The sequence below is a fragment of the Stenotrophomonas sp. YJH_SMC_106-19 genome (assembly GCF_059368375.1).
In genome coordinates this window covers 1388333-1410956 of record NZ_JCAFRQ010000001.1, presented here as the reverse complement: position 1 = coordinate 1410956, position 22624 = coordinate 1388333, and the positions used below count along the sequence as shown (strand labels likewise).

The 22624-nt window shown below is 67.0% G+C and carries 20 protein-coding genes and 2 tRNA genes; 10 read left to right on the top strand and 12 right to left on the bottom strand.

Annotated features, from left to right (window positions below; genetic code table 11):
* The first annotated feature begins 91 nt into the window (after positions 1–91).
* Positions 92–520 (top strand): 50S ribosomal protein L13, encoded by a 429-nt coding sequence (gene rplM, locus AC5P5M_RS06280; protein WP_005414692.1) that lies wholly within the window; start codon positions 92–94, stop codon positions 518–520.
* A gap of 2 nt (positions 521–522) precedes the next feature.
* Positions 523–915 (top strand): 30S ribosomal protein S9, encoded by a 393-nt coding sequence (gene rpsI, locus AC5P5M_RS06275; RefSeq protein WP_053515585.1) that lies wholly within the window; start codon positions 523–525, stop codon positions 913–915.
* Between the two features lie 276 nt (positions 916–1191).
* Here rpsI and AC5P5M_RS06270 read toward each other — a convergent pair.
* Positions 1192–1266 (bottom strand) — tRNA-Gln (locus AC5P5M_RS06270).
* Positions 1267–1318: 52 nt separating this feature from the next.
* A tRNA-Met gene (locus AC5P5M_RS06265) sits at positions 1319–1395 on the bottom strand.
* Between the two features lie 121 nt (positions 1396–1516).
* On the opposite strand from AC5P5M_RS06265, the gene AC5P5M_RS06260 reads away from it, so the two are divergent.
* The 3 genes from AC5P5M_RS06260 (at position 1517) to bfr (ending at position 3066) form a co-directional block, all read left to right on the top strand.
* Positions 1517–2134: an RNA pyrophosphohydrolase gene (locus AC5P5M_RS06260; RefSeq protein WP_053515586.1), complete on the top strand. Its 618-nt coding sequence runs from the start codon at positions 1517–1519 to the stop codon at positions 2132–2134.
* A 108-nt stretch (positions 2135–2242) separates the two neighbouring features.
* Positions 2243–2452, top strand: coding sequence for a (2Fe-2S)-binding protein (locus tag AC5P5M_RS06255; RefSeq protein WP_032951724.1), 210 nt, complete (start codon positions 2243–2245; stop codon positions 2450–2452).
* A gap of 143 nt (positions 2453–2595) precedes the next feature.
* Positions 2596–3066, top strand: coding sequence for a bacterioferritin (gene bfr, locus AC5P5M_RS06250; RefSeq protein ID WP_005414691.1), 471 nt, complete (start codon positions 2596–2598; stop codon positions 3064–3066).
* Between the two features lies 1 nt (position 3067).
* Here the strand turns inward: bfr and AC5P5M_RS06245 are convergent, their stop codons facing one another.
* Genes AC5P5M_RS06245 through AC5P5M_RS06235 form a run of 3 tightly spaced genes read right to left on the bottom strand, consistent with a single transcriptional unit; the run spans position 3068 to position 7771 of the window.
* Positions 3068–5230: a sensor histidine kinase family protein gene (locus tag AC5P5M_RS06245; RefSeq protein ID WP_495205665.1), complete on the bottom strand. Its 2163-nt coding sequence runs from the start codon at positions 5228–5230 to the stop codon at positions 3068–3070.
* 1 nt (position 5231) lies between these two features.
* Positions 5232–7109 (bottom strand): EAL domain-containing protein, encoded by a 1878-nt coding sequence (locus tag AC5P5M_RS06240; protein WP_065174381.1) that lies wholly within the window; start codon positions 7107–7109, stop codon positions 5232–5234.
* A gap of 44 nt (positions 7110–7153) precedes the next feature.
* Positions 7154–7771 (bottom strand): DUF4126 domain-containing protein, encoded by a 618-nt coding sequence (locus AC5P5M_RS06235; RefSeq protein WP_065174382.1) that lies wholly within the window; start codon positions 7769–7771, stop codon positions 7154–7156.
* Positions 7772–7950: 179 nt separating this feature from the next.
* Between AC5P5M_RS06235 and AC5P5M_RS06230 the strand changes: the two genes are divergently transcribed.
* From AC5P5M_RS06230 to ampE, 5 genes are all read left to right on the top strand, one after another.
* Positions 7951–8694: a DUF6776 family protein gene (locus tag AC5P5M_RS06230; RefSeq protein ID WP_053515594.1), complete on the top strand. Its 744-nt coding sequence runs from the start codon at positions 7951–7953 to the stop codon at positions 8692–8694.
* A 4-nt stretch (positions 8695–8698) separates the two neighbouring features.
* Entirely contained in the window at positions 8699–9163 is a 465-nt protein-coding gene (locus AC5P5M_RS06225) for a bactofilin family protein (protein ID WP_053515596.1), read from the top strand.
* A 31-nt stretch (positions 9164–9194) separates the two neighbouring features.
* Entirely contained in the window at positions 9195–9587 is a 393-nt protein-coding gene (gene erpA, locus AC5P5M_RS06220; protein ID WP_053515598.1) for an iron-sulfur cluster insertion protein ErpA, read from the top strand.
* 118 nt (positions 9588–9705) lie between these two features.
* Complete coding sequence (gene nudC / locus AC5P5M_RS06215) at positions 9706–10611, top strand: NAD(+) diphosphatase (RefSeq protein WP_065174519.1); 906 nt, start codon at positions 9706–9708, stop codon at positions 10609–10611.
* 144 nt (positions 10612–10755) lie between these two features.
* Entirely contained in the window at positions 10756–11643 is an 888-nt protein-coding gene (gene ampE, locus AC5P5M_RS06210) for a regulatory signaling modulator protein AmpE (RefSeq protein ID WP_414488306.1), read from the top strand.
* Between the two features lie 68 nt (positions 11644–11711).
* Here ampE and AC5P5M_RS06205 read toward each other — a convergent pair whose 3' ends face one another.
* From AC5P5M_RS06205 to AC5P5M_RS06175, 7 genes are all read right to left on the bottom strand, one after another.
* On the bottom strand, positions 11712–12131 hold the full coding sequence (locus tag AC5P5M_RS06205; RefSeq protein ID WP_053515602.1) for a DUF2752 domain-containing protein: 420 nt from the start codon (positions 12129–12131) through the stop codon (positions 11712–11714).
* A 52-nt stretch (positions 12132–12183) separates the two neighbouring features.
* Complete coding sequence (locus tag AC5P5M_RS06200) at positions 12184–12462, bottom strand: CD225/dispanin family protein (RefSeq protein WP_065174386.1); 279 nt, start codon at positions 12460–12462, stop codon at positions 12184–12186.
* A 30-nt stretch (positions 12463–12492) separates the two neighbouring features.
* Positions 12493–12780 carry a CD225/dispanin family protein gene (locus tag AC5P5M_RS06195; protein ID WP_053515606.1) on the bottom strand — a complete coding sequence of 96 codons (288 nt, stop codon included), beginning with the start codon at positions 12778–12780 and terminating at the stop codon, positions 12493–12495.
* Between the two features lie 182 nt (positions 12781–12962).
* Positions 12963–14852 (bottom strand): MFS transporter, encoded by a 1890-nt coding sequence (locus AC5P5M_RS06190; protein ID WP_065174387.1) that lies wholly within the window; start codon positions 14850–14852, stop codon positions 12963–12965.
* A gap of 75 nt (positions 14853–14927) precedes the next feature.
* A complete protein-coding gene (gene yccS, locus AC5P5M_RS06185) occupies positions 14928–17108 on the bottom strand; it encodes a YccS family putative transporter (protein ID WP_065174388.1) in 2181 nt (726 codons plus the stop codon).
* Between the two features lie 96 nt (positions 17109–17204).
* Positions 17205–19262, bottom strand: a complete 2058-nt coding sequence (locus tag AC5P5M_RS06180) for a TonB-dependent siderophore receptor (protein ID WP_495205664.1) — start codon at positions 19260–19262, stop codon at positions 17205–17207.
* A gap of 222 nt (positions 19263–19484) precedes the next feature.
* On the bottom strand, positions 19485–22607 hold the full coding sequence (locus tag AC5P5M_RS06175; protein WP_065174390.1) for an efflux RND transporter permease subunit: 3123 nt from the start codon (positions 22605–22607) through the stop codon (positions 19485–19487).
* Between the last annotated feature and the right edge of the window lie 17 nt (positions 22608–22624).

Below are 22624 nucleotides of genomic sequence, written 5' to 3'. Positions count from 1 at the left end.
TCCCGCCTCTTGCGCTTCACCTTTCACAACGCGTGGCAGAGTTCCGGCGAGTCCTTCGCCGCAATGAGCCCGACCTAACCTAGAGTTCTTCATGAGCACTTTCACTGCCAAGAACGAGACCGTCCAGCGCGACTGGTACCTCGTCGACGCCGAGGGCAAGACCCTGGGCCGTCTCGCCACCGAGCTGGCCCGCCGTCTGCGTGGCAAGCACAAGCCGGTCTACACCCCGCACGTTGATACCGGCGACTACCTGGTCGTCATCAATGCAGAAAAGATTGCCGTCACCGGCAAGAAGCTGCAGGACAAGATGTATCACCGTTTCACCGGTTACATCGGCAACCTGAAGACCGAGTCCCTGGCCCAGGCGCTGGAGCGCCACCCGGAGCGCGTGATCGAGATCGCCGTGAAGGGCATGCTGCCGAAGGGCCCGCTGGGTCGCCAGATGTACCGCAAGCTCAAGGTCTACGCCGGCACTGAGCATCCGCACGCCGCACAGCAGCCGCAGGTTCTGGATATCTAATCATGGCTATCACTCAAAACTACGGCACTGGCCGCCGCAAGTCCTCCACCGCTCGCGTGTTCCTGCGCAAGGGTTCGGGCAACATCACCGTCAATGGCCGTCCGCTGGACGAGTTCTTCGGTCGTGAGACCGCGCGCATGATCGTGCGCCAGCCGCTCGAGCTGACCAAGAACACCGAAAGCTTCGACATCCTGGTCACCGCCACCGGCGGCGGCACCACCGGCCAGGCCGGTGCGATCCGTCTGGGCATCGCCCGTGCGCTGGTCGAGTATGACGAAACCCTGAAGTCCGAGCTGCGCAAGGCTGGCTTCATGACCCGTGACGCCCGTGAAGTCGAGCGTAAGAAGGTCGGTCTGCACAAGGCCCGTCGCGCCACCCAGTTCTCCAAGCGCTGATCCACTGCGCCTGGCTGGGCTCCTCCGGGAGCCCGCTGGTTGGAAAAAGCAAAAGCCCGGCTTTGGCCGGGCTTTTGCCGTTTCGGGGTTGTGCATTGGAGAGGGTGGGGTCAGGGCCTTTGCCTGCGAGAAGGATCCGACCCCGGGGTTCTCTCTGGAGGGGAGCCCCCTTGATGTTCAAGGGGGTGCGCCGACAGGCGCGGGGATAAGGTGGAATGCGCGACCAAATTAAACGCAGAAGGCCAGATCTTTCGATCTGGCCTTCTGCGTTTAATTTGGCTGCCCCGGATGGATTCGAACCACCGAATGCCTGAGTCAGAGTCAGGTGCCTTACCGCTTGGCGACGGGGCAATGTATCGTGTAACTATTTTCTCACTTTTCACGCTGAAAAACAACTTCAGCATGGTGGCTATGGGTGGACTCGAACCACCGACCCCAGCATTATGAGTGCTGTGCTCTAACCGGCTGAGCTACATAGCCTTGGTGAGCCCGCTATTCTGCGGATACGCCGTGGGACTGTCAACACATTTGTGCCGCGCTTGTCGCCTGACAGGTGGCGTGGGATAGTCCTGACCAGTAGATTTTTTTAGGAGTCCGCATCGTGATCGATCCGGACGGCTATCGACCGAACGTCGGCATCGTGCTGATGCGGCAGGACGGGCAGGTGTTCTGGGCACGACGCGTGCGCCGGGATGGCTGGCAGTTCCCGCAGGGTGGGATGAACACCGACGAGACGCCCGTCGAGGCCATGTATCGCGAACTGCAGGAAGAGACCGGCCTGCTGCCTGAGCACGTGGAAGTGCTGGGGGCAACGCCCGGCTGGCTGCGCTACAAGCTGCCGGCGCGGGCTGTCCGCCGCAATGAACGGCAGGTCTGCATCGGCCAGAAGCAGGTCTGGTTCCTGCTGCGCCTGACCGGTGACGAATCCCATGTGTGCCTGGACCATACCGATTCGCCGGAGTTCGATCACTGGCGCTGGGTGGATTTCTGGTATCCGGTGGAGCATGTGGTGATGTTCAAGCGCGGCGTCTACGCGCGCGCGCTGCGACACCTGGCGCCGTTGGCGCGCGGGGTGGCGGGGCAGGGCGTCACTGCCATGCCGAAGAGCGCAGCGGAAGCGTGGATGCCCGGCAACACCGCGGGCCACGACCGTCCGCGCAAGCGGCCGCGCAGCAGGGGCTACTGGCCAAAAAAGGCGCAGGAAGGACCGACGAGCTGACCGCCTGAACGGTATCGAGAATGGTTCAGGTCTCTGATTGACAACCATTCTCGTTTCCATTGGAATAGCGACCAGGCCGCTTCTGGCCTGTCAGCCCGGTTCCCGCCTGTGTACGTCTGCATCTGCAACGGAGTCACCGACCACCAGATCCGCGAAGCCGCCAGCCATGGCGTGACGTCGGTGGCCGAGCTGACCATGCGCACCGGATGCGGCGCGACCTGCGGGTCCTGTCTGGACATGGCCGGCGAGCTGCTGGCCAAGGCACGTGCCACCCACGATCTGCCGTTGCCGGTACTCGGTCTGGCCCAGGTCGCCTGACTGTCTTTTCCGCGGTGCGTTGATACCGCGCCTGCGCATCCTTCACGTGCGGCCGCACAGGCCAATGCGCACGATTCGCGTTCCTTCACGACCGCACGCAAGGCGGTAAAGTGCCTGCGTTTTCAGCGTGCAGGAGTATCCCCATGAAGGGCGACACCAAGGTCATCGAATTCCTCAACAAGGTCCTCTACAACGAGCTGACCGCGATCAACCAGTATTTCCTGCACGCCAAGATGCTGAAGAACTGGGGGATCAAGGAACTCGCCGAGCATGAGTACAAGGAATCGATCGACGAGATGAAGCATGCCGACATGCTCGCCGACCGCATCCTGTTCCTTGAAGGACTGCCGAACTTCCAGGCGCTGGGCAAGCTGCGCATCGGCGAGAACCCGACCGAGATCCTGCAGTGTGACCTCTCGCTCGAGCGTGATGGCGTGGTCACCCTGCGCGAGGCGGTGGCCTATGCCGATTCGGTCGGCGACTATGTGAGCCGCCAGCTGTTCGTGAAGATCCTCGATTCGGAGGAAGAGCATATCGACTGGCTGGAAACGCAGCTGGACCTGATCGAGCGCATCGGCGAACCGAAGTACCTGCTGAGCAAGCTCGAAGAGTGAGTCAGCCCGCCTGGCCGGCGCGATGCTGTGCCAGGTACCCGCCCAGCGCCACCCGTGCCCGGGCGAATTCGGCCACCAGCAGCGCAACCGCAACGGCGGGGCGCTGCAGACTGCCGGCGCGGGCCTCGTGCTCGATCCGCTGTGCGACCGCCGACAGCGACATCGCGCCGACATTCGCGCTGGAGGACTTCAGGCTGTGCGCGACTGCCTGCAGGCGCTGGCCATCGTGGTCCTGCGCCGCCTGCTGCAGCGCCTGCACCATCGCAGGTGCGTCTTCCAGGTACACCGATACGATCTGCGTGGCGGCATCACCGATGACCGCCTGCAGCTCGTCCAGCACGTTCCGGTCCAGAACCGGGTGGACGACAGGTTCTGGACCGGCCTTCGCTGCCGCCGCCGGAACTGCCGGCGTGGGGAGGGCTTTTGGGCCCCAGCGCAGCAGCAGCGCGTGCAGCGTGTCGCGCGCGATCGGTTTGGACAGGTAATCGTCCATGCCTGCTCGCAGGCAGCGTTCGCGATCACCGGCCATGGCATTGGCGGTCATGGCGATAATCGGCAGGCGCCGGCTTCCGGCTGCGATCTCTTCCTCGCGCCACTGGCGCGTCGCGGCGTAACCGTCCAGCACCGGCATCTGGCAGTCCATCAGCACTACGTCCACACCGCCTTCGCGCAGCGCGACCAGTGCCTGCTCGCCATCGGCGGCGTTGCGGACCTCGCACTGGAACACCCGCAGCAGGTGTTCGGCCACCATGCGGTTGACCGTGTTGTCCTCCACCAGCAGCACGCGTAGACCGAGCGCTGGCAGGGCAGCCGGTGCCTGGCCCTCTTCGGCGGCAGCCAGCCAGGCGGACGGGCGCGCGCTGGCGTTGGGCGTGGCAAGCAGGGCGTGCAGGGCGGCATCCTCGAAGGCGACCGGCAACTGGCGATGGCGCTCCTGCGCGGGCAGCGGCTCCTCCTGCAGCCACAGCACCTGCAGCGTGTCGTCCGCACCGCGCGCAGCCAGCGCCTGCCGCAGACGGGTTCCGCCGCTGCGGCGCGCAGGCGCATCGATCAGCAGCCAGGCCGGCGCAGCGTGCCCGGGGCGGGGCACGGCTCGCAGCCGCTCGGCCAGCGCGTCCATCCCGTCGATGACCTGCACCTGCAGCTCGTGATGGGCGGCAATGCGTTCGATGCGCGCCTGCAGGTGGCTGTCGGCACTGAACAGCAGCAGGGTGGCCGGTGCGCGTGCCATCGCCGGCAGGTCGCCGGGAACCTTCAACAACGGAATCTCGAACCAGAAGCGGGCGCCCTGGCCGGGGGTCGACTGGACGCCGATGTGGCCGTGCATCAGGTCGATGATGCGTTTGCAGATGGCCAGGCCCAGGCCGGTGCCACCATAGATGCGGGTGGTCGACGCATCGGCCTGGCTGAAGGACTGGAACAGGCGTGCCTGCTGGGCCTCGTCGATGCCGATGCCGGTGTCGATCACTTCGAAGCGCAACTGGTGCTGGGCCGGACCTTCGCCCAGCCGTTGCACGCGCAGCTGCACCTGGCCGCGTGCCGTGAACTTGATGGCATTGGCCAGAAGGTTGCTCAGCACCTGCCGCAGGCGCACCGGATCGCCGCGCACGGGAAGGCGGACCGTCGGATCCAGTTGCAGCACCAGTGCCAGTCCCTTGGCGTCGGCAGCGCGCTGCATCAGCTGCACCACGGCGTCGAGCAGCTCGCGCAGATTGAAGCTGGTGATCTCCAGCTCCAGTGCCTGTGCTTCCAACCGCGAGTAATCGAGGATGTCGTCGACGATACGCAGCAGTTGCTGCGAGCTGGCCGATGCGGTGGCCAGCATCTGCCGCTGATCCTCGCCCAGCGGGCCACGCGCGATCAGCTCCAGCATCGGCAGGATGCCGTTGAGCGGCGTGCGGATCTCGTGGCTCATCGTGGCCAGGAACTCGCCCTTGGCCAGCACCGCCGCCTCGGCCGCCTGCTTGGCCTGCAGCAACTGCTGTTCGAGCTGGCCCTGGCGCTCGGTGGTGCGGCGCAGCTGGTCGCGCTCGCTGGCCAGCGCGGCACGATCCCGTTGCAGTGCGGCCAGCGCCTGGCTGCGCGTGCGCAGGCGCAGCCCCGCCAGCAGCAGCGCGATGGCCGCCACGGCCAGGGCCACCAGCAGCACCGCCCACAGCGGCATGTCAGAGCACCGCGTTGTGGAAGTCGAAGTTCAGGTCGCTGCCGGCGGACTGCACCATGTTGCCCTGGATGTAGTCGACCCCTCCCACCCACATCGCGGCCGCTGCCTGCGGATCTTCGATCTGCTGCCCGATGATCTGCAGACCGGCGCCGTGCGCCCGCTCGATCGCCCTGCGCAGTTCTTCGCGCGTGCCTGGATTGGCGTGGCTGCTGGAGAAGCGCGCAGCCATGCGTACGAACGAAAGCGGCAGCTGGCCCAGCAGCGCGTCGGCATCGTTGCCGGGCTCGAACTGGCTCAGGCAGAAGCGCACGCCGGCCTGCGCCATGCGCTGACAGAACTGCTGCAGCGGCACGGTGTGGATCAGCGCATCGGGCAGGCGCACGTCGATGACCAGCGCGCTGCCTGGCAGATCACGCTGCTGCAGCGACTCCAGCAGCCAGTCGGCGAAGGCGTCGCGCTGCAGGGTACGCAGCGACTGCGAGACGAACAGATTGAGCGGCTGGGTGGCATGCCGGTACAGATCCAGCAGGCCCAGCGCATGATCGAGCACCTGCTGGTCGAGGTCGGCGATGCGGCCGGCGGCTTCGGCGGCCGGAATCACCTGGCCGGCGGTCAGCACGGTGCCGTCGGCCTGGCGCAGCCGCAGCAGGACCTGGTACTGCGCGCTGCCTCCACCGGCGACGGCGACGATGGGTTGGTAAGCCAGTTCCAGCTGGCCTTCCAGCAGGGCCAGATGCTCCTGTTCGCTGATGGCCTGCCGATGCACGTGGCCGGCCACGCCGGCACTGAGCAGGCGCGCCTGCAGGGTCGTGCGCTCGACGGCTTCCAGCGCACTGGCGGCATCCTCGAAGCCGGGCGACAGCGGTGCATAGCCGACCACGCCACGCAGGTGCACCGATTCGTCATCGCGGATCACGAAGGCCCTCGCGGAGAGCTGCTCGCGCAGGGTGGCGGCCACGCTCTCCAGCCTGTCCTCATCGGCATCACGCGCCAGCAGCAGGAAACTGTTGTCGTTCAGGCGCGCCAGCAGGTGCGGATGGCCGGCCTCGGCCAAGCGCTGTCCGGCCTGCACCATCAGCCGTTCGAACGCAGCGTAGCCATAGCGCTCGCGCAGGCCCAGCGCGCTGGCCACCTCGATGAAGAACAGGCCTCCACGATCATGGTGGGCCAGGGCGGCATTGAGCTGCTGCAGCACATGATGGCGCGTCGGCAGGCCGGTTTCAGGATTGCTGGTGGCCGGCGTGCCGGAGGCGCCGGGCAAGGTTGCCGCCTGCGCGCGGGCACGGCGGATGCGGTTGGCGACCGCCGCGATCAGGTGCCGCGGCCGGATCGGCTTGCTCAGGTAGTCGTCGGCACCGCTGTCGAGCACTTCGAACTGGCGCTCCGGATCGGGATCGCCGCTGAGGAACACGATGGGCAGCAACTGCAGGCCAGGCTGCTGGCGAATCATCGCCGTCAGCCGCATGCCGTCCAGGCCGGGCAGGTGCAGGTCCATCAGGATCAGGTCAGGGCGATGGTCCTTGATCGATTGCTGGACGCCTTCGGCATCGCTGAGCACGATGGCCTGCATGCCGGCGCCGTGCAGCACGCTCTGCGCGAACAGGGCCTGCGCACGGTCGTCCTCGACGATCAGCACGCGGTAGGGTGAATCCGCCGGCGCCGGTGCCGGGTCGTGGTTGCCCGCCTCGGGCTGTGAGGTGACGCCCGGCAGCGGCGGCGGAGCGCCGCCGGAGGCAGGCCCACTGTCAGCGACGCTGGACGGAACCGATGGGGAGGCACCCGCGTCCACCACCGCAGTGGCCCAGCGTTGCCAATGATCGGCCGGTGGCGTTTCAGCGCGACCCGGGCGGACGCCTGCGGGGGATTCAATTGCGGCCATGGGGGCTCCTGATGATCGCAGCCATTATGCGACACGCCCGGCGTTCATCTGGTGCGTGGCTGTTGCCGGTCAGTGCCGTTGCCGGCACGGGCAAGCCAACGCACGCCGCGCCACAGAGCGCGCCATGCCAGCCAGACCAGCAATGCGCCGGCCAGGCTGCATGCCAGCACTACGACCAGCGCGATCCAGGGGTGTGCCAGGGCCAATGCCAGGCCGCCAACCACCACGGTGTCTTCGGCGATCGAGGCGACCCAGTTGCTGGCCGGCTCCGGCGAGGTGTTGAGCAGGGCACGGGTGCCCGCCTTCAGGCCATGGCTGGCCAGGGCAACGCCGGCGCCGGCAGCGAGCGCACCGGTACCCAGCTGCCCATCCGGCGACAGGGTGGCGGCGGCGAGGAAGGCTCCGGCGGGGACCCGGGCAAGGGTCTGCACCAGGTCCCAGACCGAATCCACGCCGGGAATCTTGTCGGCAAAGAACTCGGTCACGGCCAGCGCCGCTGAGGTACCCAGCACCCACCACGACTCGGTCGCCTGCAGGGCGGGCGGCAGGTCGACCCAGCCGAGCAGGCCGGCCAGGCCGACACCGAAGACGGTGAGGTAGACACGGATGCCGGCCAGCCAGGCCAGCAGGATGCCGATCACGAACAGGTGGGCTTCGGTCATGGCGATGCTCCGACGGCGGAACTGTGCGAGGGGCCACACTATCGACGATGGCGTGCCTGAACGCCACAGACCTCGGTCGCCTCCAGCGCAGGAATCCTGCCGATCCTGTCATACACTAGCCCGTCGTTTGCCACACGGGCCGTGCCGGTGTCGCGCCCGCGATGCCACGGGATCTACCCATGACCAACCGTCCTCCCATGCGCGTGCAGGTCCGCCTGCCCGGCGCGTCACATCCGCCCGCGGACCGCCGTCGCCTGTGGGTGATTGGAGGCATCTGGCTGCTCAGCCTGGTGCTGGCCACGATCGGAGGCTGCTGGATGGGGGCGCCGCGTGGCGAGCAGGGACAACGGTTGCAGGCGGCCGAGAAGCGTGCCGAGAGCCTGCAGGCGCAGCTGACCGAACTGCGCCAGAAGCAGGCCACGCTGGAAGCCTCCGACCGCATCAGCCGCGCCGCCAACAACGAAGTGCAGTCCTCGCTCGCCGAGCGCGACGAAGAGATCGCCGGGTTGCGCGCGGACGTCGCCTTCTATGAGCGCCTGGTCGGCTCGACCAGCCAGCGCAAGGGCCTGAACACCCACTCGATCGAGTTCAGCCCGGAATCGGCCGGCACCTGGCAGTACACCGCCGTGCTGACCCAGAACCTCAACCGCGGGGCCATCAGCCAGGGGCAGATGCGTTTCACCGTGGAAGGTGTGAAGAACGGCAAGCTGGCCACGATCAGCTGGGATGATCTGCACCAGCGCAGCAAGGTGCCGGGACAGGACTACTCGTTCCGGTACTTCCAGCAGCTCACCGGCAGCGTGATGCTGCCGGCTGACTTCACTCCGCAACGCGTGCGGGTGACATTGGGGAGTGGTGCGGGGGGCGCCACCCAGGTATTCGACTGGAAACAGGCCGGCGCGCCGGCCAGCAAAGGGGAGTAGGCAGATGTTCGGAAACAGCAAATCCAACCGTGACGGCCAGCTGGTGGTGGATGCCCTGATCGGCAACCAGGTGGTGATCCGCGGTGATGTGGAGTTCAGTGGTGGCCTGTACGTGGAAGGTCGCATCCATGGCAAGGTGATCGCCGCCGAAGGCGCCAGCACCGCGACCCTGACGCTCGCCGAGCATGGCGTGATCGAAGGGGAGATCCGTGCCCAGGTGGTGGTCATCAGCGGCCGCCTGGAGGGGGATGTCCACGCCACCGAAAAGGTCGAACTGACCCCGAGCGCGCGGGTCAACGGCAATGTCCACTACGAGGTGGTGGAGATGAACGCCGGGGCCCAGCTGAATGGACGCCTGATCCATGCCAGCGCACCGCTGGCGGCCCTGCCTGCACCTGAAAGCGGCGATCCCGCCAGTGGCAAGGGCGACACCGCGGCGCGACGCAAGCTGGCCGAAGCGATGGCTTGAAAGCCACCGCCGGTGCCCCCATGCTGATGCCATGAGCACGCTAGTCTCCCTGCCCGGCGCCCCCACGGCGGCCGCGCCCGATTACCAGTCGCTGGAGCGGCCGCTGAACTTCACCGAAGCAGCGGCCTCCAAGGTCAAGTCGTTGATCCAGGAAGAGGGCAACCCCGATCTGGCGCTGCGTGTGTATATCGAGGGTGGCGGCTGTTCGGGCTTCCAGTACGGTTTCGAGTTCGACGAGAACCGTGCCGAGGACGATCTGGCGGTACAGACCAGCGGGGTGACCCTGCTGGTCGACCCGCTCAGCCTGCAGTACCTGATGGGGGCTGAAGTGGATTACACCGAGAGCCTGACCGGCGCGCAGTTCGTGATCCGCAATCCGAACGCGAAGACCACCTGCGGTTGCGGCAGCAGCTTCAGCATGTGATTGCAGGGCGCGGGGCCTGCGCTCCGCGCCAGGTCTGTCGAGCGGTCTCCACACCTCACAGCAGAATGCGCACAGCGCCGACCTTGCCACCCGCATCGAATGGCGGCAGGCTTGCTGGATGTCCAATATTCTTTCGCCGCTGTCCGGTTTCGCCTTCATTGGCGAACCGCTGGAGCGCGCCGATGCCCTGCGCGAAGATGCCGATGTGCTGGCACGCCTGTGGCCGGATGCGCGGGTTCTCGTGCTTGACCAGGACGGCAGTGCCTTCACCGGTGCTGATGACCAGCCACTGGCGCTGACCGGCGCCGACATCGGGGGCGGCCCCGGTGCCGCGATCTTCCTGGGTCTGCGGGGTGAGCAGGCCTGGTTCTCGGTGGAAGCGTCCGCGGTTGCCGTCACTGCGCCTGGCCGGCTCGACCTGCGCCAGGCGGCACTGCTGTGGCCGGTGGCCGATGCGACCGCTTTCAGCTACGCGCGCGGCATGTCCTACTGGCATTCGCGCACGCGCTTCTGCGGCGTCTGCGGGGGGGCGGTGGCCTTTGCCCGCGGTGGCTTCGTTGGCCGCTGCGGGCAGTGCGCGACCGAACACTATCCCCGGGTGGACCCGGCGGTGATCGTCGCGGTGGAAAACCAGGGCCGGTTGCTGCTGGGGCGGCAGTCCAACTGGGCGCCGCGCCGCTATTCGGTACTGGCGGGTTTCGTCGAGCCGGGCGAGACCTTCGAACAGACCGTGGTGCGGGAAGTGCACGAGGAGAGCCGGGTGCGCATCACTGCCTGCCAGTATCTCGGTTCACAGCCCTGGCCGTTCCCGGGCGCGCTGATGGTGGGGTTCCGCGCGCAGGCGCAGGACGATGTGCCGACCGTGGATGGCGAACTGGAGGATGCGCGCTGGTTCAGTGCCGACGAGGTGGGCGCGGCGCTGGCACGTGATGTCGAAGATGATGGCCAGGGCATCCGCCTGTCGCCGCCGATCTCGATTTCGCGGGGGCTGATCGAGCACTGGTATCGCCAACAGCGGGGTTGAAGACCGCACCGGCCTGTCAGAACGGCGGCGACCATTGCCGCCACCTGAACACGGCCCGGGTTACAGTGCGGCAGACCGCTGATGGCGGCGTCGCGACGGGTAAGGTAGCGACGCCGAGCGCCTTGTTTCGTAGGGAGACCTGCCATGTTCACCACTCTGGCTGCCGTGCTGGTTGCACTGGCCCTGGGCCATGTCGCCCCGGCCGCTGCCGCCTCGCTGCGCCGCTTTGACAGCTTCCGGCGCTGGCTGGGCTGGCTGGATGCGCACGGCGGCAAGGCCTGGCAGGGCCCCATGGGCGTGGTGCTGGCGCTGCTGCCGCCGCTGGTGTTGATGGCGCTGCTGGCCTGGCTGCTGCGGGGCGTGCTGTTCGGGCTGCCCTCGTTGCTGCTGGGCGTGGCGGTTCTGGCCTGGTGCTGGGGGCCGCGCGACCTGGACCGTGACATCGAAGCGATCATCGATGCCGATGACGCACCGACCCGGCAGGCGGCCGTGCGCCATCTGCAGGCGGCCGGTGGCAGCCTGCGCGAGGATGTACCCTCGTTGGTGGAGGCGACCGTACTCAATGCGCTGCGCCGCTGGTTTGCGGTGCTGTTCTGGTTCCTGCTGCTGGGCCCGGTGGGCGCGCTGGGCTATCGCCTGCTGGCGCTGATGTCCGAAAGCCCGATGCGTGCACGCGTACCGGTGGAACCGCTGGCAGCGGCCCAGCGCCTGCTGGGCTGGATCGAATGGCCGGTGGCACAGTTGATGGCGTTCTCGATGGCACTGGTCGGCAACTTCGACACGGCGTGGAAGGCATGGCGGCAAGCGCATGGCGAGCGCCTGGTCGGAGGCATCGGATTCCTGGGTGCGGTGGCGCGGGCCAGCGTCAATGCCGAGCTGCGCGAGGACGCGCATGACTACACCGAGGCGGGCCTGCTGCCGGTCTGGCAACGTCTGCCCGACCTGCGCGATGCCATGAGTCTGGTGTGGCGGATGCTGCTGCTGTGGCTGGCGGTGCTGGCCGTGCTGGTGATCGCCGGCTGGGTGACATAGCCGCTGGCCAGGCGCGTGCGGCCTGACCGCAGCACGCGTCGCGACGCGCCTGGACGCGAAGTGGGAATCTAGACCGGCGCCAGTGCGGTGAACGGTGCCCACGGCAGGTTGCGCAGCAGTGCGTAACCGGGCAGCAGCCACAGCCAGAACATGGGATTGGCCAGAATCCGCATCAGCGGATCAAGCACACGCGGGCGGATGCCGGCGATGTTCAGCAGCATCAGCAGCAGCAGGGGCAGGCTGATGACCAGCAGCGGGTTCATCGCCATCGCGCCGGCCAGATCGAAATGGACCAGCGAGTAAAGGCAGCGCGTGCTGCCGCAGCCGGGGCAATACAGGCCGGTGAGTGCGTACAGCGGGCAGCCCGGCAGGGGATTGCCGGCCACGTAGGGATTGACGTTGCGCAGCACCACGGCCGCGCCTGCGGCCAGGCCGGTGGAGGCCAGCAAGGGTGCCCAGCGGGCGAGCCGGGAAGGAAGAGCGGACACGATCAGGCGAAGACGGATCCGGCGCGGACGCCGCCGGATCCGTCCGCAGGCCTCAGTAGCTGCCGTTGCTCATCGCGCCGATGCCACCGAGCACGACGAAGAACAGCACGTACAGCACGACCATGATGACCCAGGCAATGGCCGACCAGATGGCCCACTTCTTGGCCTTGGCGGACGAGTCCTGTGCACCGGCGATATCGCCAGCGGCCAGCTTGCCGTTGACCTGTGCCGCATAGACGATCGACACGATGCCGACCGGCAGGCAGCAGAGCAGGGTGCTCAGGATCGCCCAGACCAGGTTGTTCGGGACCTGCGGAGTAGCGGTGTTCATGATTCAAGCTCCTTGATGGGTGGTGGTGGATCAATGGTCGGAAAGAGCGCCCAGTGCGGCCAGGCCGCCGAAGAGCCCGAACCACAACAGCAACAGGACCGGCAGGGCCGCGGCCGAAGCCGCCGCCCACCAGCCCGCCTTGCGTGACGCGCTATAGGCTCCCGCCAGATCGCCGGCCGCGCGGCGGCCATCGACCTGGGCGGCATACACGATCGACACCACGCCCAACGGCAGGCAGCAGAACAGCGTCGTCAGGATCGCCCACACCAGATGGTTGGGGATGTAGACCGGACGGCCGAGTGGTGGCGGTTGATTCAACGTGAGACTCCATTCCTTGGTGGCCGACCGTAGTGAACGTGCCGGACCTCCCCCCTGTGGGTGCGTAATCTACCGCAACCTGCGTCGCATGTATGCGTTTTCAGCCCGGCAATGACGGGCACGGCGCTTGACGCTGGCGTATGTGGGGGATGGCCCGGCTATGCGCGAACGGAGGGATTCCGTCAGGCGTGATCGCCGCGAAGGGCGCGGACCTGGGCTTCCAGTGCCGGCGCGTCGGTGCTGCGACCATCGATGGCAGGCGCCGCCACCACCTCGACGGTGGCGCGGAAGCGGCGCGGAACCCGCATGCGGCCAAGCCGGCTGTCGCGCCGGCTCCACATGCTCGACCACATCCCGCGCAGGGCCATCGGCACCACCGGCACGGGCCGGCGTTCGAGGATCTTCTCGACGCCGGACTTGAACGGCGCCATCTGCCCATCGCGGGTGAGTGCTCCCTCCGGGAAGATGCAGACCAGCTCACCCTCGGCCAGCGCCGCATCGATCTCCTCGAACGCGCGCTGCATCAAGGCCTCGTCCTCGCGAGCCCCGGCAATCGGGATGGCCTTGGCGGTGCGGAAGATCCAGCGCATCACCGGGATGTTGAAGATCCTGTAGTACATGACGAAGCGTACGGGGCGCGGAATCGTCGCCGACAGGATCAGTGCATCCATGTAGCTGACATGATTGCAGACGATCAGTGCTGCGCCTTCATCCGGCACATTGGCTTCGATGCCATGCGGGCGCAGCCGGTACAGGGTGCGCACCATCACCCAGCTCAGGAAGCGCATCAGGAATTCGGGGACGATGGTGAAGATGTAGATCGCCACCACGGCATTGGCGATCGCCAGCGCCAGGAACAGCTGCGGGATGCTCCAGTGCAGCAGTTCGCGCGCGGCCAGCGACAGCAGTGCGGCGGACACGATGAAACCGGAGTTCTGGATGTTCAACGCGGCGAACACGCGTGACATCTGCGCCTTCGGCGTGCGGCTCTGGATCAGGGCGAACAGCGGAACGACGAAGATGCCGGTGAACAGGCCGATTCCGACAAGGTCGATGACGATGCGCACGCTGCCGGGCTGCTGCAGGAACTGGGTGATGCTCAGCCCCTGCACGGTGGCCTCGCCGCTGCGGGCGAAGTAGAGATCGAGCAGGAACGCGGTCATGCCGAACGCGCCCAGCGGCACCAGGCCGATCTCCACTGTGCGCGCCGACAGCCTCTCGCACAGCAGCGAGCCAACGCCGGTGCCGATGGAAAACAGCGCCAGTGCCAGCAGGTACAGCTTGGGTTCGCCGCCCAGGTTGGCCAGCGCATAATTCGGCAGCTGCGAGGTCAGCACGGTGCCGATGAACCAGAACCAGGACACGCCCAGGATCGCGTTGCGCACCGCCTTCTGCTGGCGTGCCATGCGCAGCACCACCAGCGACTCCGGCAATGGGTTCCAGTTGATCTTCAGCCCCGGGTCGCCGGCATCGACCCTGGGAATCAATCGCGCCGCGATATTGCCGCAGACCGCCAAAGCGATGACCAGCGATGCCGCGAACACGGGCCCGTGGCTGCCGGCCAGCAGGAACACGGCGCCGCCGATGATCATCCCTGACAGGATCGAGATCGATGTGCCCATCTCCACCAGCCCGTTGCCACCGGTCAGCTCCTCGGGTTTGAGTACCGAGGGCAGCACCGAGTATTTCACCGGACCGAACAGGGTCGACTGCATGCCCGTGCAGAACAGCGCCACCAGCAGGAACGGCAGGTTCTCGGTGAGGAAGCCGATCGCTGCCAGCGACATGATCACGATCTCCATCGTGGTGGTGATCACGATCAGCCGCGACTTCTCCAGTTTGTCGGCGATCTGCCCGGCCAATGCCGAGAACAGGAAATAGGGAAGAATGAAGATCGCTGGCGCCAGCGTGGTGTACAGCGAACGCTGCTCTTCGGACACGCCCAGGTAGAACAGCAGGCCGATGATGGCCTGCCGGTATACGTTGTCGTTGAAAGCGCCCAGCGCCTGCACGATGAAGAACGGCAGGAAGCGGCGCTGGCGCAGCAGGGCGAACTGGTTGTGACCGGACATGGAATCTCCTTGACCGGCGCAGCCTAGCATTCCTGCCCGCCGGCCGGGCCCGGATCCAGTGCTGCCGGGCGGCGGTCAGGTCAGGCTGCGTACGGCCTCGTTGGCGGCGGCACGCAGCTTCGGCAGCAGGCGCAGCACCAGCGCCATCTGGGTGCGGATCAACTGCAGCTTCGGTGGCATCACGTCCTCGATCTGCTCCAGCTCCGCAGCGACTGCGCGGTCGGCATCATTGTCATCCTCCGCAACCGCCTGCCGTGCGGCCAGCGCGCCGGCCAGCTGCTGCAGCGCCTTGCGCACCCGGTCGCCGGCGGCCAGTGCCAGCGGGTCGCCGGCGTAGCTGTCGACCTGGTCGCGGTGGGCACCCAGTGCCGACAGATGACCGAGCAGGGTGTTGGACAACGCGAGGAAGTGGAAGCCGGCATCCAGGTTGCGGCGTACATGGCCGGGCTCGCGCAGCATGTTCGACAGTGCAGTGGACAGCGCCGCGTCGGCATTGTGCATGTCGCGGCGGGCGATGCGGTAGGCCAGGTCATCGTGCATGCCACTGCGGTACTGGCCCAGCACCGCATCCAGGTAACGCGCGGCGGTATCCAGTACCCGTGACAGGACCCGATGCAGCTGACGTCCCTGCCAGTCCGGCAGGATCAGGAAGGCGGCCGCGGCAGCGATCGCACAGCCCAGGATCGTATCCACCATGCGCGGCACGATCAGCACGAAGCCATCGCCGATCAGGTTGAAGCAGGTCAGCGCCATCACCGTGATCGCGGCCGAGGCCACCAGGTAGCGATCGGTGCGGGTGAAGAAGAACAGCAGCGCCGACAGCAAGGCGATCAGCAGCTGCACGTGCAGCTGTGGGAACAGCTGCAGCAGGGCCCAGGTCAATACCAGGCCGGCCAGGGTGCCGACGATGCGCTGTGCCAAGCGCTGGCGCGTGGCGCCGAAGTTCGGCCGGCACACGAAGACGATGGTCAACAGCACCCATGAACCGTTCTGGGCATTGAACAGGCGGATCGCCAGGAAGCCGGCGATCAGCGCCAGCGCCATGCGCAGGCCATGGCGGAACAGCACCGAGCCGGGCGTGAGCTGCTGGCGCAGCCGTACCCCCATCTCGCGCAGGGTGTGCGGGTTGCTGTCACGCAGGCGCGTGTCGACATTGTCCAGGCTGGCCTCGGAGCGTTCGGCGTCGAGCAGCCGGCGCTCGATGCTGCGCAGGTTGTGCACCAGCAGATCCAGCGAACCGAGCAGGCGCTGCCATTGCGGGCGCTGCTGGTCGCGCAGGTAGGCCAGCGCGTCGGCGAGGTCGCGTCCGGCCTGCTGGTTGCTCTCGCCATACACGAACGGGCGGCGCAGGCGGATGGCTTCGCCCAGACGCGCGCAGGCCTGCCCCTGCAGATCGAGCAGGCGCTGGCAGCGGTACAGCACGTCGCTGTGGAAGAACGCATCCACCAGTGCGCCATAGGGATAGTGCGAGGAGCTGGCGCGCTCGTGGAAATCCTGCGCCATGTAGTACAGGCGCAGGTACAGGCCGGAGTTGACCCCGGGCCGGCCGGAACGGCCGAAGCGCGCAAGGATCGCCGTCTTTGCTTCGTTCAGGGCTCCCACCACACGCCGGTTCTGTTCGGCCAGGTCCAGCTGGCGGCGCTGCAGGTCGGCCTCACGCACCGGCTCGAACAAGGCGGCTTTCAGCTGCAGGTAGCGGCCCAGTTCCTGGTAAAGACGGGCCACGCGTTCGCGCACCGGGCGGTTGGCGAACAGCGCGGTCCAGACGATGGACAGCAGGCCATACCAGACTGCACCGGCCAGCAGGTGGCTGACCGCATGCAACGCACGTGGCAGATCTCCGGCGCCGCCATGCTGTTCCAGCCCGATCATGGTGTAGATGGCCAGGGTGACCGTGGCCTGGGCGATGGAGGCGTAGCGTTCGCCCAGAGCGCCCAGCAGGGTCAGGCCGAAGGTGGACAGCGCCAGTGCGCCGATGAACAGCCACGGCCACGGGAACAGCGCGATCACCGAGGCGGCGGCGATGCAGAAGCACAGCAGCGACAGCAGCACCGCCTTGGTGCGGCCCCACCAGTTGTCGTCGGTTTCGGCGATCGCGCTGGCGATGATGCCAAGGAACGCCCCGGGCAGCGCGGGGAGCGCGTCCAGCTGCCAGCACACGGCCATCGCAGCCGACAGGGCGATGAACACGCGCAGGCCATAGCTGGCTTTCTCGTGTGCCCACAGGCGGCTGAGGCGGGAATGGGACGCGGACATGCAGGCTCGGGCGGCGGATTGCCTCCATTATGGCGGTGTGCGCGTGGGTGCGGTGTTCAATGTGCGGACCCACGGTCCGCACCCGCACAAGCCGGGTTACATCTCCCAGCGCACGCTCACCGCGAAGGTGCGCGGCAGGCCGACGCCCGCGTTCGACCAGTACCTGCGATTGGCCAGGTTCTCCACGCTGGCGCGCAGGGTGACCGGGTGCCCCGACGCCATCAGGCGGTAGCCCACACCGGCATTGACCAGGGTGTAGTCGGGCAGCTTCAGGGTATTGTCGGCGTCGTACCAGACATCGCCGTAGTAGCGCACGGCAGCATAGGTTTCCAGTCCATCGACCCACGGCAGCTGGTAGCTGGCATGCAGCACACCGCTCCAGCGCGCGGCGCCGACGGTGCGGTTGCCTTCCTGCGCGGCATTGTCGGGCGACAGCCTGTCGTAGGTCGGGTCCAGCCAGGTCACGCCGCCACCCACGGTCAGCGCATCGGTCAGGTGCAGGTCGGCGCTGGCTTCCACGCCTTCGTACAGGGTGATGCCATCCTGCACCAGGCGCAGGCCGGCGTCGGTGGGCTGGTCGATGTTGGCACCGCGTTCCAGGCGGAATGCGGCCACGTTCGCATTCCAGCGCGAGGCTTCCACCTTGGCGCCGACTTCGTACTGCTTGCTGATGGTCGGACCCAGCACATCACCGGCGTTGATGTAGGGGTTGCCCACGCGGCTGCCGGCTTCCAGCGATTCAATGTAGCTGGCGTACAGGGTCACGGCTTCGCTGGGCTTGAACATCACCGCATAGGTCGGGGTGACCGGGTAGGTATGGTAACGGCCCTTGGTCTCGAAGTCGTTGTAGCGCCAGCCGGCCAGCACCGACCAGCCCCCGCCGAAGTCCACGGTATCGCTGGCGAACACGGCCTGCTGCACGGTTTCATCGCCGCGGGTCATCACCCGCGAACCCACCGCGTCGTGGCGGATGGCCGAACGCTGGTACAGGTTGGCGCGACCAATGGTGTTCCATTCGTAGGGGCGGTCCCAGCCCAGCCCGGTCTGGTGGCTGACGCCGGCCACCAGCTGGTGCTGCAGCGGACCGGTGCGGAAGCCGCCCTGCACCAGCGCCTGCGCCAGCTTCCATTGGCTCTTGCCGCCCAGCTCATACACGTTCACGTTGTAGTCGCCGTTCGGATCGTCGATGTAGGCGAAGATCTTGTTGACGTCGTTCCAGGAAGTGGTGACGCCGTAGCTCAGGCTGGCCTTCCAGTCGCCGTTGATCTGCCAGGTGAACGCCGTGGACAACAGGCTGGAACGGGTGTCGTAGTAGGTACCCGGCACGCTGTTGTCGACGTCGCCGGCAATCGGCCGCGGCAGCGAGGTCATGCCGATGAAGTAGTACTGCGGCGACTCTTCGCTCAGGTCGCGGGACTGGAACACGCCGTCGAAGGTCCAGGTGAGCGCATCGCTCAGGCGCGCGTCCAGCGACAGCGCGCCGACCTTGCGGTCGACATGGCCGCCGTTGAAGGTTTCGCCCTTCTCCTGATACGCGTTGAAGCGATAGCCGAACATATCTTCGTTGCCGAAGCGGCCGCCAGCATCGACTCCACCACTGATGATGGCCTGTTCGCGCCAGCCCAGCTGCGCCGAGAAGGCAGGGGTATCGGTCGGCTTCTTGGTGATGTAGTTGACGATGCCGCCGGGCGCGCCGAAGCCGTACAGGAAGCCGCCGGGGCCCTTCAGCAGGTCCACCTGTTCCATCACTTCCAGCGGCCATTCGGTGCCCCACGAGGACACCTGCAGACCGTTCACGCGGTAGCTGTCGTAGTTCAGATCGATGCCGCGGTTGCGGATGGGCGAGCTCCAGCCGCTGGCGTAGGCGCTTACCTGGGTGGTGACCGATGGATCGAACAGGAAGGCTTCGCCCAGCGATACGACCTGGCGCTGCTCGAGCTGTTCGCGGCCGACCGCAGTAATGGCGAACGGGGTATCGCGCAGGGCACGGTCACCCAGCGCGCCGGCCTCGGTGTGGGTGCGTTCGCCGACCACCTTGATGGCGTCCAGGTCGGTGGCGCTGCGGGCATCAGCCGGGGCTTGCGCATGGGCTGCGCAGGCGGTGGACAGGGCGGCGGCCAGCAGGGCCAGGCGCGGGGTGCGGAACGAAGGCATCGATCGGATTCCTCGGCGGACGGCCACAGGCCATCCACCCATGGTTGGGGGAAGAGGCAGTGGCTGGGATCACGCAGGCTGTCCGTGAACTGGGAGCGGGGCGCCGCAGGGGCGCAGGACCATGGCTGGTTGCGAATTCTTCTCTTTTCGTTACAGCGCGTCAAACCGTGAGCGTCGCCCGGGTGGTAGCGGCGCGCCGGGCGTGGCCCGGCGCTACCGAGGCTAGGCGCGCTGCGCGCGCTTGAGCAGTTTCGCCTCGCGCCTGCGCGCGCGCCGCGCCCGCCAACGCTCGGCCAGGCAGGAGAAGATCACGTAAAGGGCCGGCGTGCTGAGCAGGGTCAGACTCTGCGAGAACAGCAGGCCCCCGATCATCGCGATGCCCAGCGGCCGGCGCAGCTCCGACCCTTCGCCCAGGCCGATTGCCAGCGGAACCGCAGCCAGGATGGCCACCATCGTGGTCATCATGATCGGCCGGAAGCGGACGATGCTGGCCTCGCGTGCGGCCTCGCGCGGGGTCAGTCCGTGCTCGCGCTGCGCCACCAGCGCGAAGTCGATCATCATGATCGCGTTCTTCTTGACGATGCCGATCAGCAGCACCAGCGCGATCATCGAGATGACCGACAGCTCGGTGTTGGTACCGAACAGGGCCAGCAGCGCGCCTACGCCTGCCGCCGGCAGCGTGGACAGGATCGTCACCGGATGGATCAGGCTTTCGTACAGCATGCCCAGCACCAGGTACACGGTCAGGATCGCCGCCAATACCAGGATCAGCATGTCGCTGGGATCGGAATTGAAGCCAAAGCCCGCATCGTCGGCCAGGCGGATGTCGCCCGGCATGCGCATGCCGGCCACGGTCGCATCGATGATCGCCTTTGCCTCGCCCATGCTGACGCCGGGGGCGAGGTTGTAGCTCAGGTCCATCGTCGTGTACTGGTTCTCATGCGTGATCTGCGAAGGCGCCAGCCCCGGTACCTGGGTGGCCACCGCAGTGATCGGCACCATCTCGCCATTGCCTGCGCGCACATGGACCTCGTCCAGTGCGGTGGGGGTCGCCGTCTGCGAAGGCAGGGCATTGACCACGACGCTGTACTGGTTGATGTCCGAGTAGATCGTCGAGATCTGGCGCTGGCCGAATGCACCGTACAGCGCACCGTCGATGGCACCGACCGAGACGCCCAGTCGCGCGGCCTTGGCGCGGTCGATCACGATGTTCTGGCGCAGGCCGGCGTTGTCCACGTCGGTGCCGACATCGCGCAGCTTGGGATTCTTCTTCAGTTCCGCCTGCAGCTTCGGCAACCACTCCTGCAGCGCCGCCAGATCGTTGCCCTGCAGCGAGATGCGGTACTGCGCGCCCTGGCTGGAGCCGCCGCCGTCGTTGCTGGGCAGATCCTGGATGGCGCGCAGCCGCAGCTGCAGGTCGGGATAGCGGTCGGCCTTGGCGCTCAGTCGCGCCAGTGCATGCGCGGTGGTCTCGCGGCGGCCTTCCTTGCGTGACTTCAGTTCGACATTGAACTGCGCGCTGGAACCCTGGCGGCCACTGCCCAGGCGTACGCCGACGGTCTTCACCGCCGGGTCGGCCATCAGCATGTCGGTGATGCGGCGTTGGCGGTTGACCATGTCCTCGAAGGACACGGTCGCGCTGGAGTTGGCACGGCCCCAGATGAGCCCGGTGTCCTGTGGCGGGAAGGCGCCCTTCTTCACCGCGCCGAACAGGAAGACGGTCACGCCGATCAGGATCAGCGGCGTGAGCGAGAGCAGCAACGCGTGGCGCAGGGAGAAATCGAGGAACACCGTGTAGATGCGCAGCATGCGTTCGTGGCCGGCGTCCAGCCAGCGGCCCAGGCGCGAGGGTGCCGCGCGATGGTCGTGCGCACTGAGGAACCGGCTGCACAGCGCCGGCGTCAGCGTCAGCGAGACGATCATCGAGACCACGATCGCCGCCACCAGGGTGACGGTGAACTCACGGAAGAACGCGCCCATCATGCCGCTGGCGAACAGCAGCGGGATGAACACCGCAACCAGCGAGGCGGTGATCGAGACGATGGTGAAGCCGATCTCGCGTGCGCCGGTGAACGCTGCCTGCAGGCGCGGCATGCCTTCGTCGAGGTGGCGCATGATGTTCTCGATCACCACGATCGCATCGTCCACCACGAAGCCGATCGCGATCACCAGCGCCAGCAGGCTCAGGTTGTTCAGGGTGAAGCCCAGCGCATACATCACCAGTGCGGCGCCGGCCAGCGACAGCGGCACCGTCACGGCCGCGATCAGGGTCGGGGCGAGCCGGCGCAGGAACAGCGCCATGGTCAGCACCACCATCGCCAGGCTGATCAGCAAGGTGATCTGCACTTCGTGCAGCGACGAGCGGATCGTCGGCGTGCGGTCGAAGTATGGCGTCATCGTGGTTCCCGGCTGCAGGTAGTCACGCAGCGTCGGGATCTGCGCCTTCACCCGGTCGACGGTCTCCACGATGTTGGCGCCGGCGCGGGTGAACACATACATGACCACCGCGGGCTTGTGGTCGAACCATGCCGCCTGGTAGGCGTCCTGCTGGCCGTCGTAGACGTTGGCGACGTCCTTCAGGCGGATCACCCGGCCGTCGCCTTCGGTCTTCACCACCAGGTTGGCGAAGTCCGCAGCGCGGGCCACCGAATCATTGGTGATGATCGCGGTGGTGGAGTTGCCATCGCTGAGGAAGCCGGTCGGCGAGGTCACATTGGCCGCGCGCACCGCGTTGCGCAGGTCGTCGGCGGTCAGGCCCAGCGCGTTCATCAGCCGCAGGTTGACGTCCACGCGCACTGCCGGCGTCGACGCGCCGGCGATGTCCACCGAGGCCACGCCGCTGATCTGGCGGATGCGCTGGGCCAGCAGCGAGTCGGCCACGTTGTACAGCTCATCGGCCGACTGCGTCTGCGAGGTCAGTGCGATGGCGATCACCGGGTCGTCGTTCGGATTCGCCTTCTGGTACATCGGCGAGCCCATGCCCGAGGGCAGATCGGCCTGCGCGGAATTGATCGCGGTCTGCACGTCCAGCGCCGCCGAATCGATGTCACGGTCGCTCTGGAAGATCATGAACACCAGCGAGCTGCCTTCCGAGCTCGACGAGCGCATGCGGTCGATGCCCGGCAGCTGGCCCAGATGACGCTCCAGTGGTGCGGTGACCGTGGAGGCCATCGTCGCCGCGTCGGCACCGGCCTGGCTGGCGTGCACGAAGATCACCGGAATCTGGATGTTCGGCAGTGCCGATACACCCAGCCTCAGGTAGCAGATCAGGCCCACCATGAACAGGCCGATGGCCAGCAGGGCGGTACCGATCGGGCGGCGGATGAAGGGGCCGGACAGGTTCATCGCGCGGCCCCCCGCAG

Bases quoted from the DNA above. Each gene is read 5' to 3' on its own strand.
- rplM (WP_005414692.1), top strand. From the start codon at position 92: ATGAGCACTTTCACTGCCAAGAACGAGACCGTCCAGCGCGACTGGTAC.
- rpsI (WP_053515585.1), top strand. From the start codon at position 523: ATGGCTATCACTCAAAACTACGGCACTGGCCGCCGCAAGTCCTCCACC.
- bfr (WP_005414691.1), top strand. From the start codon at position 2,596: ATGAAGGGCGACACCAAGGTCATCGAATTCCTCAACAAGGTCCTCTAC.
- AC5P5M_RS06245 (WP_495205665.1), bottom strand. From the start codon at position 5,230: ATGCCGCTGTGGGCGGTGCTGCTGGTGGCCCTGGCCGTGGCGGCCATC.
- AC5P5M_RS06240 (WP_065174381.1), bottom strand. From the start codon at position 7,109: ATGGCCGCAATTGAATCCCCCGCAGGCGTCCGCCCGGGTCGCGCTGAA.
- AC5P5M_RS06235 (WP_065174382.1), bottom strand. From the start codon at position 7,771: ATGACCGAAGCCCACCTGTTCGTGATCGGCATCCTGCTGGCCTGGCTG.
- AC5P5M_RS06230 (WP_053515594.1), top strand. From the start codon at position 7,951: ATGACCAACCGTCCTCCCATGCGCGTGCAGGTCCGCCTGCCCGGCGCG.
- AC5P5M_RS06225 (WP_053515596.1), top strand. From the start codon at position 8,699: ATGTTCGGAAACAGCAAATCCAACCGTGACGGCCAGCTGGTGGTGGAT.
- erpA (WP_053515598.1), top strand. From the start codon at position 9,195: ATGAGCACGCTAGTCTCCCTGCCCGGCGCCCCCACGGCGGCCGCGCCC.
- nudC (WP_065174519.1), top strand. From the start codon at position 9,706: ATGTCCAATATTCTTTCGCCGCTGTCCGGTTTCGCCTTCATTGGCGAA.
- ampE (WP_414488306.1), top strand. From the start codon at position 10,756: ATGTTCACCACTCTGGCTGCCGTGCTGGTTGCACTGGCCCTGGGCCAT.
- AC5P5M_RS06200 (WP_065174386.1), bottom strand. From the start codon at position 12,462: ATGAACACCGCTACTCCGCAGGTCCCGAACAACCTGGTCTGGGCGATC.
- AC5P5M_RS06190 (WP_065174387.1), bottom strand. From the start codon at position 14,852: ATGTCCGGTCACAACCAGTTCGCCCTGCTGCGCCAGCGCCGCTTCCTG.
- yccS (WP_065174388.1), bottom strand. From the start codon at position 17,108: ATGTCCGCGTCCCATTCCCGCCTCAGCCGCCTGTGGGCACACGAGAAA.
- AC5P5M_RS06180 (WP_495205664.1), bottom strand. From the start codon at position 19,262: ATGCCTTCGTTCCGCACCCCGCGCCTGGCCCTGCTGGCCGCCGCCCTG.
- AC5P5M_RS06175 (WP_065174390.1), bottom strand. From the start codon at position 22,607: ATGAACCTGTCCGGCCCCTTCATCCGCCGCCCGATCGGTACCGCCCTG.